Genomic DNA, 15,096 nt, shown 5'->3' on the forward strand with positions numbered 1-15,096 from the left:
AAACATCGATGATTAAACGGGTTTTGGATTTTTCTATGGTGTTTTGGGCGATCGAGATTTTAGGAGTCTTATTACTTTTGTTTTGCCGGAACCCCGTAAGTGTTGAAGCGAGGCGCTAAAATCCAATTCAGATAGCTATTAAAATACAGATTGCAAGCTTATTGGCTTTCCAGAATGCAAAATCAAGAGTCACCTATTGTTTTCGATCGAGAACGCGCTTCTTCCTACGACAAAAGATTCGCTAAATTGGCTCCGATGCGCGACGCACTTCATTTACTGATCCGCTTTGTACTTTCTGAACTTCCTACCGATGCACGGATTCTCTGTGTCGGTGCGGGAACCGGCTTGGAATTGATTTATCTGGCTCAAGCGTTTCCACAGTGGCAGTTTACTGCGGTAGAGCCTGCGGCACCGATGCTTGACATCTGTCGCCAACGCGCCGAAGAGTGTGGTATCGCGTCACGTTGCACTTTTCACGAAGGCTATCTCGATTCACTGCGCGCATCGGACTCTTTCGATGCGGCGACTTGCCTTCTAGTTTCTCACTTCTTTATGCAACAAGATGAGCGGCGCAACTTTTTTAGTCAAATTGCTTCACGACTTTGCCCTAACGGATATTTGGTCAGTGCGGATGTGGCTTCCGATATGTCTACTTCAGCGTACCAAAGCCTTTCCGAGGTTTGGCAGCGGATGCTGAGGTATTCCGAAGTGCCTGCTGAGGAGATTGAAAAGTTTTGTGCTTCTTATGGTCGAAATACTGCTGTGCTACCCCCACAAGAAGTCGGATTAATAATTGCATCCAGCGGCTTTGATACACCTGTATTGTTCTTACAAACCCTTCTGATTCATGCCTGGTATGCTAGGCGAACACCACCTCGCTAGAAGTGTAGTTATCAACAGCCGCTGAAAAATCTCGTGAAGTGGACTGACCAAAACCAAGTGTGAGGTTGCAAAGTTTTCTGGAGGCCCCAGAACCGAGTCGCGGCAAAGAGCGATCGCAATACTCAATACCCAATACTTCAAAATTACCAGTGGGTCGATCGCTCCTGGGATAGAAACAATTAAGCGTGTCTAGACGCTGCAATCAGGGGCGGTTAGAGTTGACGCAATCTGTCGAGGTTTTTTAACTGTTGTGACTGTTCTTGCAATCGAGTTTCGAGCTTCTGACACACAAGTTCGCATAAATCAAAAATCATTGGGTCAGTGATTTGATAGTAAACACTGACTCCCTGCTGCTGCCGTTGAACGATGCCTGCCTGGGTCAAAATCTTGAGGTGCTTGGAAACATTGGCTTGCCCCAGCCCTGTTTCTTCAATGATTTCAGTGACATTTTTAGCACCACTCTTAAGCGCGCACAGCAATTGCAGGCGGCTAAGCTCTGATAAAACTTTGAAGTAGTCAGCCACCTGAGCGAGAGCGGAAACTGGGATTTGAGACATAAGCAGGAGTGAATAGATTTTGAGCGAGACTTGTTTTTTAGACAATACTACTATATAGTAATATTATCACTAAAGATGTAATGAGAGGCTGATGCCTATGCTGTTTCGTCAACTTTTTGACCGGGAAAGCAGTACCTATACTTATCTGATTGCCGATCGCGCTTCCGCAGAAGCCCTATTGGTCGATTCAGTGTTGGAACAGGTGGAGCGAGATATCAAATTGCTGAAAGAACTGGGTTTGACATTGCGTTATTGCTTGGAAACTCATGTTCATGCCGATCACATTACCAGTGCGTCTCAACTGCGGGAAGCAACAGGCTGTGTGAGTGTGGTTCCAGCCCAAGCACAGGTTAACTGTGCAGACCGTTTTATCCATCCAGGGGAAACGCTACAGCTTGGAACTGTGGAAGTGCAGGCGATCGCCACGCCAGGACACACAGATAGCCACATGGCATACCTCGTCAATGAAAGTCACTTGCTGACCGGGGATGCGTTATTGATCCGTGGCTGTGGACGCACGGATTTTCAAAGCGGGGACGCCGGAACCTTGTTTGATTCAGTTACTCAAAGATTATTTACCTTGCCTGATTCTACCTCGATCTATCCAGGACACGACTATCGCGGGCAAACTGTTTCTTCCATTGAGGAAGAAAAACGCTGGAACCCTAGGTTTACAGGGCGCAGTCGGGATGAGTTTATTCAATTTATGAATGCACTGAATCTGCCCAACCCTCAAAAAATGATGGAAGCCGTGCCAGCTAATGAACGGTGTGGCAACCTCACCTCAATTTCTGCCTAGACCTTTGATCTATTTTATTTGGAGTACAACTATGACACTGACTAACGATTCTCAACTTCAAGAAATTGATGCTCAAACCTTGAAACAATTGCTTGAGGAAAACGCCGTAACTTTAGTGGATGTTCGGGAATCTGCCGAATATGCAACTGAACGTATTCCCGGCGCAAAATTGCATCCACTGTCACAATTCGATCCAATTCAAGTACGACCGTCTGAGGGACAAAAACTCGTTCTCTACTGTCAATCTGGAAATCGCTCTGCCAAAGCCGCCAGACAATGTTTAGACGCAGGATTCAATTCTGTGATTCATCTGCGTGGTGGAATTCCTACTTGGAAAAATGCAGGCTATCCGATTGAAAAAAGTCAAAATGCGCCGATTAGCTTGTTTCGGCAAGTGCAGATTGTTGCAGGCTCATTGGTTTTTGTGGGAACAGTTTTAGGGGTATTTGTCTCACCTAATTTTTTACTTCTGAGTGGATTTGTGGGTGCTGGCTTAGTGTTTGCTGGAATCACTAACACCTGTGCGATGGGAATGCTACTGGCAAAGTTACCTTACAACCAACAAGCCGGAAATAAACGATGATCTGGATAATTGGACATTTCCTGGCAGTTGGTATTGGTGTGAGTTTAGGCTTATTGGGCGGTGGTGGTTCTGTGCTAGCACTGCCTGTGCTGGTTTATGTGATGGGTGTTGCGCCTAAACCTGCGATCGCCATGACTTTGATTATTGTCGGGACTGTTAGCTTATTGGGCAGCATTCCCCATGGGCGGCGCGGTAATCTTAATCTCAAAACCGCAGTAATTTTTGGAACTGCAACCATGTTGGGGGCTTACCTCGGTGCAAGAATTGCGACGCTGCCGTTCATTACCAGCGCATTCCAGATGACCCTATTTGGATTGTCGATGCTGATTGCCGCAGGCTTGATGATTTATCGCACCACCTTGTCAAAGACGGTAGTATCTAGTAAGGATGAGCTAGAGGCTATCGAGTACGTCAAACCTGTTTGCAAATACTGCTGGCTATGGCTGATGACTGAAGGGATTGCAGTAGGGATTTTGACAGGATTAGTCGGTGTGGGTGGAGGGTTTGCGATCGTCCCTGCCTTGGTTTTATTGGGAAACGTACCCATGCGACAGGCGATAGGGACTTCTCTGCTAATTATTGCGTGTAATTCGGTCGCGGGTTTGCTAGGTTATTTAGGGCATATTTCCTTAGACTGGAATCTCACGGTTTCATTCACCTTTTTAGCTGGATGCGGAACGGTGATTGGGGCTTATCTTGCACAGTTTATTCCAGCGCAACAACTTCAAAAAGGCTTCGGTTACTTTCTGCTAGTAGTCGCCACATTCGTATTAGTCCAAAATCGCGATAGCTTACAGGGAATCAAAAAGTCATCTGCTGACGAGCCACCTCACAACGCACTCTCTTCAAACGGACGGGAGATGTCGGCTGTGATGCCGAGGTAATCTGCCACCACTCATCTTAGCCCTTAGATCGCGATCGCCCTATTCAATACTTCAAAATTACCACTAGATCGATCGCCCTTCAATTCAATGCGTTAGCGAAGCTTGCAGAAGAGGATCGCTCTTAGGGTTTCTAGCCTTAAGTTTATTGGTGAGTGTTCTGCATCAAGTTGGATGGAGACATTTTTACGGTTGGCAAATTATATTTTGTCGCCGAAAGCTGTGCAACCATTTCTGCACGAGACGAAACCTCAAGCTTACGGAACATTCGCTTCAAAGCTTGCTTTACTGAATTCTCAGTAATCCAAAGTTCCCTCCCGATTGCTGCGTTGGTTCGCCCCAAAGCAACCAATTCGGCAATTTGCAATTCACGAGGCGTTAGGCGTGAAGTCTTGAAAGGTTGGTGTTGCGATTCCCTACGGGATAGCTTCGCCGCGCGTACTGTTGCAGCCCAAACAGACAAATGCAAACAGATCGCACTCAAATCGGCTAGATTCTCTGTATCGAAAGCGGGCATGGATCGATCGCGCGTACAACCCACTACACCCATTAATTGACCGCGACTGACGATCGGCCCCGCCATCACGTGCCAATGATCGGGACGGGGACAAATCATTGTCCAAACCTTGGGAGATGATGTCACTAATGCTTCATGGACAGGAGCATGGCGCTCCGCTAAATAACGTGCAACAGGATTATGTTCGATCGATAGCGCAACTTTCAATGTTTTCTGAAAATTGCTATCGGCTAAAGGAAGTCCATCGAAGAAAAAGATTCCCGATCTTTTAGCTGCAAAATACTCACCGATTTTGGGCAGGATTTGCGATCGCAGCTCTTGTTCATCCTTCACCTGGTCGATCGCTTCAAATAAAAGCTGCAAGGGACTTGTCATGCTCATGGTGTCAACCGATTTTAGATTTTAGATTTTAGATTTTAGATTTTAGAATTGACCCCACGGAGGAATCTGGGGGCTTGTAACCAAATTGCTTGAGTGTCAAAAAGAGTACCCGATCGAGGTCTGGAAGCATGGCAATACTCAGTTTATATTACCCTTATAATCTCAAAAACAACTTGACATGATAACAAGTTTGGAAACCGCTCGCGATCGCACTCCCACACGTGGGATACTCATCAGCTTTTATGTGACTTCAATCATCTTTAATGTCTGCTTGATTGCTCAGTTATTAACGGTTGGAGTTGCCTACTTCCATAATCCTGCATGGTGGAATATTCATCTTTGGTTCGTGCGAGGGTACAGTGGGCTGTCATTAGTATTACTGGGATGGTCGTTAATCGCCCCATTCTCACGCAGAATACGACATCTCGCCGCCAGTTTGCCAATCCTGCTTGGACTACAATTTTCCAGCATTCATCTCAAAAGTCCTCTTCACCTAGAGATACTCCATCCTCTAATTGGATTTACGTTACTCTATGTTTCTTCCAGCCTTGTACATTCCATAGGGCGCACTTTATCGCCCACAAACTATCATAACAATCAAATTTGAGAGGTAGAAATGACGCAAGATACAATTTTCAGTCCCTTCTTTGCAACAGTGTTTCTAACTTTCCTCGTCTGGGTGTATATGTACATCCGCCGTATCAGTTTTATCACCAGTAGAAAGCTCACCCCAAAAGAGCTTGCTGTACCGGGCGCACTGGCACAAATTTCGCCACCCAGCGTATCCAATCCATCGGATAACCTAAAAAACCTGTTCGAGGTTCCGGTACTTTTCTATGCGCTTGTCCTATATCTGTTCATCACAAAGCAGGTGGATACAGTGTATGTGAACGCCGCGTGGGTATTCGTTGTGTTTCGCACATTGCATAGTGCTGTCCATTGCACATTCAATCTCATCATACTTCGGTTCTACCTCTACCTATTTGCCACGCTCGCGGTGTGGTTCATCGCGATCCGCGCAGCACTTATCCACTTTGGCACAATCAATTAACCTCGTTCAAATGAGGTAGAAGTTATCAAAAGTTGCCGAACAATGAGCGTGCAGCGGAAAGCCCACCCTGTTTCTGCGTGTAGGTTTGGGGTCTTGCGGGGCGGTCTGCCACTGAACCAAGTCGTTAGGTCGCGATCGCAATACTCAATAAGGATCGCGAATTAAATAACTTACAATTTTAATTGTTATTGTGGGATGGGCCTGAAAGCCCGTGATGAGTGGACGGGCTTTCAGGCCCATCCCACAATCTTGTGGAAGTTATTTAATTCTCATTCCTAATTTAAAATTACCAGAAGAGCGATCGCTCTTCAATTCTGTACGATGCTTTGTTTGAGGGCTGCACTGAATGGGAAGTGGTTAAGATTGAGGAGCGATCGGGAATGGTGAAATTGGCTGTTGCCGAATGGGGATCTGAATCACAAACTCAGTACCCGATCCAGGTGTAGAAAAACACTTAATTTTACCGCGATGTTTTTCAGTAATGATTTGATAACTAATCGACATCCCCAAACCCGTACCTTTACCGATGGCTTTGGTGGTAAAAAAGGGGTCAAAAATGCGCTGCTTCACAGGGTCTGGCATACCGATTCCGTTGTCAGCGATCGCCACCTCCACCCATTGATGGTCGATCGCAGAAGTCCGAATCGTAATCTGGTTCGGGGTGTCTTTAAGCTCCCGATAGGAGCGTTTAGTATTCATCTCATCTAGGGCATCCAGGGCATTGACCAATATATTCATGAATACCTGATTGAGTTGTCCGGGGAAACATTCCACCTTGGGCAAACTGCCATAGTCTTTGATCGTTACCACGCCTGGACACTCTGGTTTATCTTTGAGCCGGTGCTGCAAAATCAGCAATGTACTTTCAATTCCCTCGTGAATATCAACATCTTTGAAGTCGGCTTCATCCATACGAGAAAAGTTTCGCAACGAGACGACAATACCGCGAATTCGCTCTGTTCCTACCCTGATAGATGAAATTATCTTTTGGATATCTTCAGTGAGGAATTCCAAATCGATTTCCTCTGCCATTGCTTGCACGTCTGGATCGTTGCTGGGATGGCGCTGTTGATAGAGTTCGATCATCTGCAGCAGATTTTGGGTATATTCGTCCAGGTGAGTAAGATTACCGTGGATGAAGTTGACCGGGTTATTGATTTCATGGGCAATTCCCGCAACCAACTGTCCCAAGCTAGACATTTTTTCGCTTTGGATCACTTGCATCTGAGCTTTTTTCAGTTCGTTTAGGGTCGTCTCCAGTTCTTTAGCTTGCGCGGTTGAGGAGATTGCTAGTTCTTCGATCGCAGCAACCTGGGGCAGACTTGTCCAGCAAGCAATTGCCACTCCCACAAATGCCAACGTCATCAACACAATAATCAGCAGATAGGGATTGTTGGTTCCGGCTTCTACCAGCAGCCAGGAGCGAATCAGCCAACTGATCGTCGCTGTACCACAAATCAGCGCAATCAAAATTGCGACCTGAAGCACCACAAAGTATTCATTTTTAGGAGGAGTTACTGGCTTGGTATGGAGTCTATCCCACCACGGTAAATGCAAAAATGGCCAAGGAATCCGCAGAATCGCAGCGTCTATCGCTATCACTGCTAACGGCAACAGCAACCCGATACCAAAGTCCATCCATCCCCAGGCAACGCCACCCACCACCAGGGAAATGAACTCCACCACCAGTAATGCTAAGGATAGTCGCCCCCAACGCACGACTGGATCGTTGCGCTGCATCCACAGCCCCAAGTGAAACCCCATGATAGAAATGAAAAAACTCACCCCTGACACCACGACAATTCGAGTGGTGTTGCCCCATACTAAAAATCCTAAACTACAGATAAAGGTTAGCAGCAGCGCGGGTTCTAGGGCACCCCGACGGGACACTGCGCCAAACACTGGAGACAACAGCCCATCCTGCGCGAGTTGAAAAAGGATGCGGGGCGTATTGCAAACGCTAGTCGCAGATCCCAACAAACAGCTAGCCGCAACCAGCAATGTGACGATGACAGGGGCAGCGTCTCCCCAGAAAGGCTTGGCAGCCACCAAGAAATTGCCGTACAAATTGCCTTGTAAACCGACAGCGGTTGCCAACTGCACCAACACTAAAGTGCCACCCACAAACACCAGAGGCATGAACCAGGCAACCCAAGACAGCGCCTTGAGGGTGTCTTTTGGGTGGAGACTGTCTGCTACAAAGGATGAAGCTGTGTCACAGCCATAGAAGCTATAAGCGGCAAACAAGAACCATTTCAGCCAGTCATGGACACTCATGGCATCAATGCTGCTGGGCAAGAGTCCGGGACTTTGGGCGGAAAAGGCAAGCCAGCCTAAACCCTGAACGCAGAAGAGGAGTAAAAAGCCGATCGAAGGAAAGATAAAAAAGAGGTGCAGAATGGCGACGGCACGGGTGCCGCTGAATGCTAAAAAGTAAGATATCGCAGTAAAACCGATCTCAAACACTTTTTCTGGAACATTCAGCCCCATCGGTTCTAAATGAAATTGGATCAAATCTGTGATGACGATCGCATTAATGGCCGGAAAAGAAACCCACCCCAAGTAGTAGGCAATCCCCAAGTAACGGGAAAGGGCAGGGTAACGATGCAGCAGTCGCGTGATGTAATTGGGTGTTCCCCCAGATACATCTGGATATTTCTCGCCCAAACTCTGAACTTGAAGGTTAAACAGAATTCCGACCATCGCACCAGGAATCCAGACCAACAGGGATGCGGAGCCAATTTCTGCTTGCACCGACGGCGCTAAGGTAAACCACATCAGATATCCAACCACACTAAAGCCCCAAGCTTCCGCAGAGGACATGGTGCGCCGGAGGCGATTCAGAAATGGAACGCGATCTATTTCCATAACAAACAGATAGGAGTAATCTTATTGTGATCCAAGTGTAATTGCCACAATCAAGAAAAAGAACAAATACCTAGTGTTTCCTTCTAGGGATAAAAAGTGTGCGATCGATCTAATGTAGCGGTGAAAGATTGAGGCGCAATCAGTTGAGGTTATTAGCGATCGCCTGCGGGGGTGACAACCAGCCTGAAACCCAGAGGTGGTGAGGATTGAGCCAATCCGCCGATCAAAAAAGATAGGCAGCATAATTGTTACACGCTTGCCTATCCCAAAAATAATGATACCAACATTTTACCAGACTCATTTAAAAAAACAACTGACATCAGCTCAGTTTCTTGTAATGACAACTTTGCCCAGGGCGATCCAATCAGAAAAACAAGTGAGATTATAACGACAGGCACGGGTATTTCCTTACCCAATTACAACGGAAAGTCGGCGTAGAAAACTACAAATATTTCTGGATTTACCAAACTTAACTATCTCATTAATTTGGTTCCCCTTAATTACTTATTGGTTGACCACTTATTGCCCCATTGGTACTCGTTTATCAATCGCCATCGACCGCAGTCAATGGGGGTGCATAAATCTCTTTATGGTTAGCCCGATCTGGGAGCGAAGAGCAATTCCATTATACTGGTCACTGTTGCCCAAATTGGGGAACAGTAGCTTCGAGTCACAGACTACCAATTTACAGCAAGTTTTACCATTATTTTCAGAATATAAACTCATCGTTTTAGGATACCGTGAATGCAAGTTCTGTTGATTTGGCAAACTGGCTTAAGGAAAAGGGTGTGTCTTTTTGCTTAAGACTGAAAAAGAATCTTTGTATCGAAACACAACATATAGTTTGGCAACGGTTGGATGAATTAGGAATAGTACCAGGAACGTCTTTATATGTTCAAGGAAAAAAACTGAGGAAAACTCTACCTACTACCGGGTTTGAGCTTGCTTGTAAGTGGAAAAGGAACTATGGGAAATATCAAGTTAAAGAAGCCTGGTTTATTCTCACGGACTTAGGCTCATTGCGAGCAGCGCTCAATGCTTATAAGCAGCGGATGGGCATTGAAGAAATGTTCCGATACTGTAAAACAGGAGGCTACGATCTTGAAGGAACAAGCCTCAAAGGGAACCGACTTATTAACATGATTCTGCTCATGACACTGGCGTACACTTGGGCAATATTTCAAGATAATGAACTGAAAAAAAGCAGGTACAAGAATATGTATCTCGTCACACAGAACCCAAGAAAAAGTATCGCAGACGGAGTACATTTGGTGTTGGATTAGATGGAGAAAAGTGGGTTAATTATCTAGAAAAATATTCTTTGGAGGTGGAACAGTAAACGCAAGTTAACTCCTTCTCAACGCCGCTTTTATCAACAAGGTATGCGGGCTGCAACCCTTATACAGTCTATTTCGTAGACCTCTTTGTCACCCCCCAGAAATTGGCGGAGTCTCAAGAATAACAAACAGTAACAATTAAAAAGATATCCTGGCACCTTAACTCACCCTTTACCCCTTTCTCCTTTCAACCTTAAAAACATCATCAATACTTTTCCCCCCCGTTTTCTCCTCCCACCCCATCGCCATCAAAAAACTCTCAGCAGACGGAGTTTCCACCACATCAACCCCCCATTCTCCCGTTTGCAACGCCTCAGCATCGCTACTCAAAGGAGGAGTCTTCTTCAATCCCGCTAAAATCAAAATATCAGGAAAAGAATCATCGGCTTTCCCCTGACTCATCCGCTTATCCACCAAAGCTTGAGCACAAAATTCTCCCACTTGAGGCGGAGAAAAAGCATCAGTAGAAAATAAAACTTCTACCATCCAATGAGCATGATTTAATTGACGGCACTTAATCTCAGGATGTTGACTTAAACCCTCAGCAAATACCAGAGTTAATTCTTCCCTACTTAAAGTGGAAAAAATACCCTCCGGCATATCAAAATTATGAGAAAGCAACATCCGCCCCGTTCCCGATTCAGTCATACTTTTAGTTACTTAATTTGAGAAATTGCCAACTTAATCACACCTTGAATCGCCGCTTCTGATTCCTTTTCCAATGCAGCTTGTAGCGGTTCGATCGCAGCCCGATCGCCCACTTTCATCAAAGACAAAGCCGCCGCCCTGCGAGTTTCCCCATCACCAGTATCCAGCAACTCAATCAGATTAGGAATAGCCGGTTTATAAGCCAGATTTCCTAAAGCCGCCGCCGCCTCACAGCGCACATCAACATCAACATCCGTGAGAGACTTAACCAAAATCTCGAATAATTCATCCTTCGGTTCTTCCTGTGCAACCTTGGCGATCGCACCCACCACCGCACCGCGCACCACAGGCGAATCAGACGCGATCGCCCGATACAAATACTCCTTCGCCCCCGCCCCAATAAAAGCCAACGCCCAAGCCGCATGACCGATCGTACTCTCAGGCAAATCAGTTGACCCTAAAATATCCAACAAAGCCTGCACAGACGGTTCCCCAATCCTCGCCAACGCCCCAATTGACGAACCCTTAACCACCGTATCCTCATCGTTCAACAAAGCATGAATTAAATGAGGAACCGCAGTCGGATCGGCAATCAAAGTCAGAGTTTTCGCAGCAGCGCGCCGCACAACCGGATTAACATGATTAGCCAAACCATCCAACAAAAAAGGAGTCGCCGCTTCGCCAATTTCCGCCAAAGTTTCCGCGAAACGCAGTCGAGTCATCCCCCGCGTATCTCCCAAACATTCAACCAACCGCTTCAACAGATTGGAATCGTTAGCGTCGAAACTATCTAAATCTATTTGTTCAGTAACTTCCTGAAGAAAAGCATCTGTTTCAGCGTGAGCCAAGAGAATTGGATCTGCCTCCGCTTGAGCATTAGAATTGACCATCACCATCACCTAATTATTAGTAGTTAGAGCCGCCAATTGAGCGCGCAGACTATCCAGTCCAGCATCAATCTTAGCAAGTTCCGGCTCAATTTTAGCCATCGCCGCCTTCGGAGGTAATTTGGCCTTTTGTGCCGCAGTCATCGTTTCATTAACCAAACGTTCGCGATATTTCTCAAATTCAGCAATTACTTCTGCCAATTCTTCAACATTAGTCTCTGGTGAAGTAGCAACAGTTTCCTCATTATCGGATGGATTCAATTCTTCGTTTTCAGACATAGTTTTGATAGTTCAATAATTAGTCCGCGTCTGCGAACTTTGTGTGTAGATGCGATTGCAGTCGTCGGTATATTTTTTGTTTGTGTTACCGCACTTTCACTCACCAGTATATTTTGACTGTGTGTGTAGCTGCGATTGCAATAGACTGGATATTTGTGCTTTAAGGTGACAGCACACCCACCCCAGAAAATCTCAAGCGATTGTGTTCAATCATCTCTTCTAAAGCCGAGTGAGAAATACAACGACGCTCAGAACAGTATGCCATTTGTTTAACCCCATTTACCATCTGCACAGTCATCACCCGTACCCGAAAATGATCGTTAATAAACCAACAGCGTTCCTGTCCTTGATTAGTCTCATATTCCGTCTCAATAGTCAACACCCCATCATCCGCAAAATGGTAAACACCGATGACCGGAATACCTTCAACATAGCCTCGATTTCGCAGAAACTTGCCCGTTCTCGGATTAGTAGGATTAGGCACATCTAAAAGAATAGCAGCATAGTTTTGGTTCGGAACTGTATCATCTAAATTGTCCTGCCACATAAAACTGCATCCCCCACTAACTAAAGCGGGATCGACATTCTGCTCTTGACAAACATCTAAAAGTCTGCGATCGTCTATTGACAAAACTTCAACGATGACATTGGACTCTCCCGACTCATCAGCCGCAGCAGTATCAAAATTATGGACTGTTCGCTGAGTAAACCAAACGCCCTCACTCTTGCGAAAGAAATCCATCATAGTCATAGGTGGTGTTAGCAGCATTTCTGTGTCAACTTAGCGAGAGTAATCAGAGGGATTGAGACAAATCTCAATGAAAAACGGGGATTTAGGCTTTGACCTGAACTTAGCCGAACTGGGAATCAGAGCTGATTTTAGTTAAGAAAAATAAACAAACGTCAGTCTGGAATCCTTCAAATTCTAGGATAAATGACACAGGACAATTTTGAGCAACTCGATCGATAAATTTTCAGAAAAACATAATGTCACCTCGTCAACACTCATCTTTCCTCTCCGAACCCCTTTCTGCAACTGAAATCTTGGCAACCATTCAGCAAGGGAAAAGTCTAGCTCAAAGCAACATCGCGGGAATCAACCTCAGCCAGATGGATTTATCTGGTATTGATTTAAGCGGATCAAACTTGATTGGGGCAAACCTCAGTCAAACCAATCTGCAAGGGGCAAATCTCAAAGGGGTTGATTTACGAAGGGCCAATCTCAGAGATGCCAATTTGAGTGGAGCGAATTTACAAGAAAGCTATCTTTTTCGTGCCGATTTACAGGGCTGTAATTTAGTAGGTGCCCAGCTACAAGAGGCAAAATTAAAACTAGCTCAATATGATGCTCATACCCTTTGGCCAGAGGGTTTTAATTACAAAAATTCGGGAGCAATTGGTCCCCAAGCCAATCTTAGTGGAGCTTTTCTGAATACAGCTTACCTCAGAGGAGCAGATTTACACGGTTGTAACCTGCGAGGTGCTTATCTCAGTGGAGCCGATTTAACTGGGGCCAATTTAGAGGGAGCAGCCTTAAGTGGGGCGAGTCTTCAGAATGCCTTTCTGACTGGTGCTTATTTGCGAAATGCTATCTTAATTGGAGTCGAATTACAAGGAGCGGATTTACGAGGGGCTGACTTAACCGGGGCAAATTTAGAGCAATTAAAGAGTATTGCTGGCGCTGATTTTACCCTAGCACAAGGACTCACCCAAGAGATGAAAGCCATGCTTCGCACTCGCGATCCCAAAGAATTAGGAACTTGGAATGCTTTTACTCGTAACAATACGGCTCAGAGTCTTCGCTCTCAGCTAGGATAAATTTACACTGATTGTTGAACGTCGGGAATTTGGCGTTCTAAATCGAACAGAAAACCGTGAATATATTCCTCAGTCCACTCCTCACCATAGAACCGCATAAACATTCCTCTAGCGGGATCTTTTGCAGCACGATAATTGATATAATTCCGTTGAGCCTGAAGAATCTCAGACAACCTTTCACTATCAGTTATAGGTTGCGCTTGCTCAACCAAATCGAGATAAGCTTGAAGATAATCCTTAAAAGCTTCAAAGACCGTAGTTTGCACAGCCTCTGTTTCCTTCGGACGAGTCCAAAGAAAAGCAGGTGAAAAGAAAGGTTTTGCCTCGTCAGGAAAATCTCCTCCCCAAGGCAAATCCTTTTGATAGTTGTTAAAAATCGGCAAAATTGGATCTGAGTATTGCTTCTGATAAGCAGCATCGTGAAAAAGAGGCTGCATATCTAAAGCAATTAAATGTCCCCCCGGCAAAGTTACTAAGTCCGCCCCAAAAAAAGGCAAATCATAATTTAACTGGGGGAAAATCACAAAATTAAGTACCTGGAGAGCATCACCACCCTCAACATGGGCGGCCCGAATTTGCCGTAATTTTGAGGATTTAAAAGCATGACTTGTCGTCACAACCAACTGCTCTTTTTTCCCCTTTCCAGTTATAGCTTCCTTCCGTTCAAAACCTGCGGGAATGGGATAGGGAGCCAAGTCAAGTCGTGCTTTTAGAAGTGGGATAGCGTAATCTAAGAAAGGCTGATAAAGAGTCATTTTTAACTTATCTTACTCCCGCTGGAACTGCTAAGGGAACAGCATCTTCAAACAAAAACTCGTACAGAAATCTATCTGACCATTCATGCCCAAAATAGCTGCCGAATAGCCCTGATGCTGGATCGCGTTCCGCACTATACTGATCGTAATCTTTCTGTGCCTTCACAATCTGCTGCATCTCTTCTGGAGTGTTAAGCGGGGAGGCTTGCTCTAGCATTTGCCAATACAACTGGACATATTCTTGATAGGCTGGAAACAAACGAGTTACAACTGTTTCTGCATCTGTTTTAGCAAATAGCAAGTTATTAGAAAAATACTGATTCGCATCGTAAAACTTCATTTCTAAGTCTTGCGTTAAATCTTTGTATTTATCCTTAATTGCGCTCATTGGCCCGATATATTTGTCTATGTAGGCGCGATCGCGGAATAAAGGTTGAAAATCCAAGACAACCAAGATTTTCTTCTGTCCAAAGGCTAAAAAATCAATTCCCAGCAAAGGCAGATCGTAATTATAATTCGGATAAATGACACTATTGAAAATTTGTGCCGTTTCTCCAGCATCAATGTATGTGTAACGAATCTTTCGCAATTCGGGACATTGATAGCACCAACTTTGAATCGTGGCAGGATTTTTGCCTCTTTCACTCACCACCGATTCCAACCCAGAGGGAATGGGACGACTCTCTAGAGCAAAACGTCCAAACAGTTCTTTTTCTAAGAATTCCTGAAACGGCTTAAACATAGATTAAAATCTAGCTCCTTCAATCTTTCCCTCAAAACAAGATCATAAGGGATTACCTTAAATCTTGTCTCTGTATTTGACAAACAAAGTAATATTTCGTTACAAAAATCT

General features: G+C 45.2%; 17 protein-coding genes. 8 read left to right on the forward strand and 9 right to left on the reverse strand.

Annotated features, from left to right (window positions below; all coding sequences use genetic code 11):
- Nucleotides 1-174 precede the first annotated feature (174 nt).
- Nucleotides 175-882: a methyltransferase domain-containing protein gene (locus tag QUB51_RS00970; protein ID WP_333054393.1), complete on the forward strand. Its 708-nt coding sequence runs from the start codon at nt 175-177 to the stop codon at nt 880-882.
- 212 nt (nt 883-1,094) lie between these two features.
- Here the strand turns inward: QUB51_RS00970 and QUB51_RS00975 are convergent, their stop codons facing one another.
- Nucleotides 1,095-1,439: a metalloregulator ArsR/SmtB family transcription factor gene (locus QUB51_RS00975; protein WP_333054392.1), complete on the reverse strand. Its 345-nt coding sequence runs from the start codon at nt 1,437-1,439 to the stop codon at nt 1,095-1,097.
- Nucleotides 1,440-1,536: 97 nt separating this feature from the next.
- On the opposite strand from QUB51_RS00975, the gene QUB51_RS00980 reads away from it, so the two are divergent.
- From QUB51_RS00980 to QUB51_RS00990, 3 genes are read left to right on the forward strand one after another with little or no spacing between them, the layout of a single operon-like run.
- A complete protein-coding gene (locus QUB51_RS00980) occupies nt 1,537-2,238 on the forward strand; it encodes an MBL fold metallo-hydrolase (protein ID WP_333209220.1) in 702 nt (233 codons plus the stop codon).
- Nucleotides 2,239-2,269: 31 nt separating this feature from the next.
- On the forward strand, nt 2,270-2,821 hold the full coding sequence (locus QUB51_RS00985) for a rhodanese-like domain-containing protein (protein ID WP_333054390.1): 552 nt from the start codon (nt 2,270-2,272) through the stop codon (nt 2,819-2,821).
- Nucleotides 2,818-3,705 (forward strand): sulfite exporter TauE/SafE family protein, encoded by an 888-nt coding sequence (locus tag QUB51_RS00990; RefSeq protein WP_333054388.1) that lies wholly within the window; start codon nt 2,818-2,820, stop codon nt 3,703-3,705. The genes QUB51_RS00985 and QUB51_RS00990 overlap by 4 nt, the downstream gene beginning before the upstream one ends.
- Nucleotides 3,706-3,847: 142 nt before the next feature.
- Here the strand turns inward: QUB51_RS00990 and QUB51_RS00995 are convergent, their stop codons facing one another.
- Nucleotides 3,848-4,600 carry a LuxR C-terminal-related transcriptional regulator gene (locus tag QUB51_RS00995; RefSeq protein ID WP_333259571.1) on the reverse strand — a complete coding sequence of 251 codons (753 nt, stop codon included), beginning with the start codon at nt 4,598-4,600 and terminating at the stop codon, nt 3,848-3,850.
- Nucleotides 4,601-4,778: 178 nt separating this feature from the next.
- On the opposite strand from QUB51_RS00995, the gene QUB51_RS01000 reads away from it, so the two are divergent.
- Nucleotides 4,779-5,207: a DUF6220 domain-containing protein gene (locus QUB51_RS01000; RefSeq protein WP_333054384.1), complete on the forward strand. Its 429-nt coding sequence runs from the start codon at nt 4,779-4,781 to the stop codon at nt 5,205-5,207.
- Between the two features lie 9 nt (nt 5,208-5,216).
- Nucleotides 5,217-5,651, forward strand: a complete 435-nt coding sequence (locus QUB51_RS01005; protein ID WP_333054382.1) for an MAPEG family protein — start codon at nt 5,217-5,219, stop codon at nt 5,649-5,651.
- Nucleotides 5,652-6,008: 357 nt separating this feature from the next.
- Here the strand turns inward: QUB51_RS01005 and QUB51_RS01010 are convergent, their stop codons facing one another.
- Nucleotides 6,009-8,519, reverse strand: coding sequence for an ATP-binding protein (locus tag QUB51_RS01010; RefSeq protein ID WP_333259568.1), 2,511 nt, complete (start codon nt 8,517-8,519; stop codon nt 6,009-6,011).
- A 740-nt stretch (nt 8,520-9,259) separates the two neighbouring features.
- Here QUB51_RS01010 and QUB51_RS01015 point away from each other — a divergent pair.
- Complete coding sequence (locus tag QUB51_RS01015) at nt 9,260-9,802, forward strand: transposase (RefSeq protein WP_333208003.1); 543 nt, start codon at nt 9,260-9,262, stop codon at nt 9,800-9,802.
- Between the two features lie 225 nt (nt 9,803-10,027).
- Here the strand turns inward: QUB51_RS01015 and QUB51_RS01020 are convergent, their stop codons facing one another.
- The 4 genes from QUB51_RS01020 to QUB51_RS01035 form a co-directional block, all read right to left on the reverse strand.
- Nucleotides 10,028-10,504 carry a DUF2656 domain-containing protein gene (locus QUB51_RS01020; protein WP_333208001.1) on the reverse strand — a complete coding sequence of 159 codons (477 nt, stop codon included), beginning with the start codon at nt 10,502-10,504 and terminating at the stop codon, nt 10,028-10,030.
- An 8-nt stretch (nt 10,505-10,512) separates the two neighbouring features.
- Nucleotides 10,513-11,394 carry a HEAT repeat domain-containing protein gene (locus QUB51_RS01025; protein ID WP_333208000.1) on the reverse strand — a complete coding sequence of 294 codons (882 nt, stop codon included), beginning with the start codon at nt 11,392-11,394 and terminating at the stop codon, nt 10,513-10,515.
- Nucleotides 11,395-11,403: 9 nt separating this feature from the next.
- Complete coding sequence (locus QUB51_RS01030; RefSeq protein WP_333207998.1) at nt 11,404-11,670, reverse strand: hypothetical protein; 267 nt, start codon at nt 11,668-11,670, stop codon at nt 11,404-11,406.
- Nucleotides 11,671-11,830: 160 nt separating this feature from the next.
- A complete protein-coding gene (locus tag QUB51_RS01035) occupies nt 11,831-12,439 on the reverse strand; it encodes a phycobiliprotein lyase (protein ID WP_333240919.1) in 609 nt (202 codons plus the stop codon).
- A 218-nt stretch (nt 12,440-12,657) separates the two neighbouring features.
- Here QUB51_RS01035 and QUB51_RS01040 point away from each other — a divergent pair, with 218 nt between their 5' ends.
- Nucleotides 12,658-13,488 (forward strand): pentapeptide repeat-containing protein, encoded by an 831-nt coding sequence (locus tag QUB51_RS01040; protein ID WP_333207995.1) that lies wholly within the window; start codon nt 12,658-12,660, stop codon nt 13,486-13,488.
- Between the two features lie 2 nt (nt 13,489-13,490).
- On the opposite strand, the gene QUB51_RS01045 is transcribed toward QUB51_RS01040, so the two are convergent.
- Together QUB51_RS01045 and QUB51_RS01050 are read right to left on the reverse strand one after the other, a co-directional pair.
- Nucleotides 13,491-14,243, reverse strand: coding sequence for a phycoerythrobilin:ferredoxin oxidoreductase (locus QUB51_RS01045; protein ID WP_333207993.1), 753 nt, complete (start codon nt 14,241-14,243; stop codon nt 13,491-13,493).
- 7 nt (nt 14,244-14,250) lie between these two features.
- Nucleotides 14,251-14,985 (reverse strand): 15,16-dihydrobiliverdin:ferredoxin oxidoreductase, encoded by a 735-nt coding sequence (locus QUB51_RS01050; RefSeq protein WP_333207991.1) that lies wholly within the window; start codon nt 14,983-14,985, stop codon nt 14,251-14,253.
- Nucleotides 14,986-15,096: the final 111 nt, after the last annotated feature.

The sequence above is a fragment of the Microcoleus sp. AT8-A3 genome (assembly GCF_036705675.1).
Classification (GTDB): Bacteria; Cyanobacteriota; Cyanobacteriia; order Cyanobacteriales; family Microcoleaceae; genus Microcoleus.

Excerpts from the sequence above, each read along its gene's own strand:
- QUB51_RS00990 (WP_333054388.1), top strand. The coding sequence starts at position 2,818 with ATGATCTGGATAATTGGACATTTCCTGGCAGTTGGTATTGGTGTGAGT.
- QUB51_RS01045 (WP_333207993.1), bottom strand. The coding sequence starts at position 14,243 with ATGACTCTTTATCAGCCTTTCTTAGATTACGCTATCCCACTTCTAAAA.
- QUB51_RS00995 (WP_333259571.1), bottom strand. The coding sequence starts at position 4,600 with ATGAGCATGACAAGTCCCTTGCAGCTTTTATTTGAAGCGATCGACCAG.
- QUB51_RS01010 (WP_333259568.1), bottom strand. The coding sequence starts at position 8,519 with ATGGAAATAGATCGCGTTCCATTTCTGAATCGCCTCCGGCGCACCATG.
- QUB51_RS00970 (WP_333054393.1), top strand. The coding sequence starts at position 175 with ATGCAAAATCAAGAGTCACCTATTGTTTTCGATCGAGAACGCGCTTCT.
- QUB51_RS01005 (WP_333054382.1), top strand. The coding sequence starts at position 5,217 with ATGACGCAAGATACAATTTTCAGTCCCTTCTTTGCAACAGTGTTTCTA.
- QUB51_RS01040 (WP_333207995.1), top strand. The coding sequence starts at position 12,658 with ATGTCACCTCGTCAACACTCATCTTTCCTCTCCGAACCCCTTTCTGCA.
- QUB51_RS00985 (WP_333054390.1), top strand. The coding sequence starts at position 2,270 with ATGACACTGACTAACGATTCTCAACTTCAAGAAATTGATGCTCAAACC.
- QUB51_RS01035 (WP_333240919.1), bottom strand. The coding sequence starts at position 12,439 with ATGCTGCTAACACCACCTATGACTATGATGGATTTCTTTCGCAAGAGT.
- QUB51_RS00980 (WP_333209220.1), top strand. The coding sequence starts at position 1,537 with ATGCTGTTTCGTCAACTTTTTGACCGGGAAAGCAGTACCTATACTTAT.
- QUB51_RS01020 (WP_333208001.1), bottom strand. The coding sequence starts at position 10,504 with ATGACTGAATCGGGAACGGGGCGGATGTTGCTTTCTCATAATTTTGAT.
- QUB51_RS01050 (WP_333207991.1), bottom strand. The coding sequence starts at position 14,985 with ATGTTTAAGCCGTTTCAGGAATTCTTAGAAAAAGAACTGTTTGGACGT.
- QUB51_RS01030 (WP_333207998.1), bottom strand. The coding sequence starts at position 11,670 with ATGTCTGAAAACGAAGAATTGAATCCATCCGATAATGAGGAAACTGTT.
- QUB51_RS00975 (WP_333054392.1), bottom strand. The coding sequence starts at position 1,439 with ATGTCTCAAATCCCAGTTTCCGCTCTCGCTCAGGTGGCTGACTACTTC.
- QUB51_RS01000 (WP_333054384.1), top strand. The coding sequence starts at position 4,779 with ATGATAACAAGTTTGGAAACCGCTCGCGATCGCACTCCCACACGTGGG.
- QUB51_RS01025 (WP_333208000.1), bottom strand. The coding sequence starts at position 11,394 with ATGGTCAATTCTAATGCTCAAGCGGAGGCAGATCCAATTCTCTTGGCT.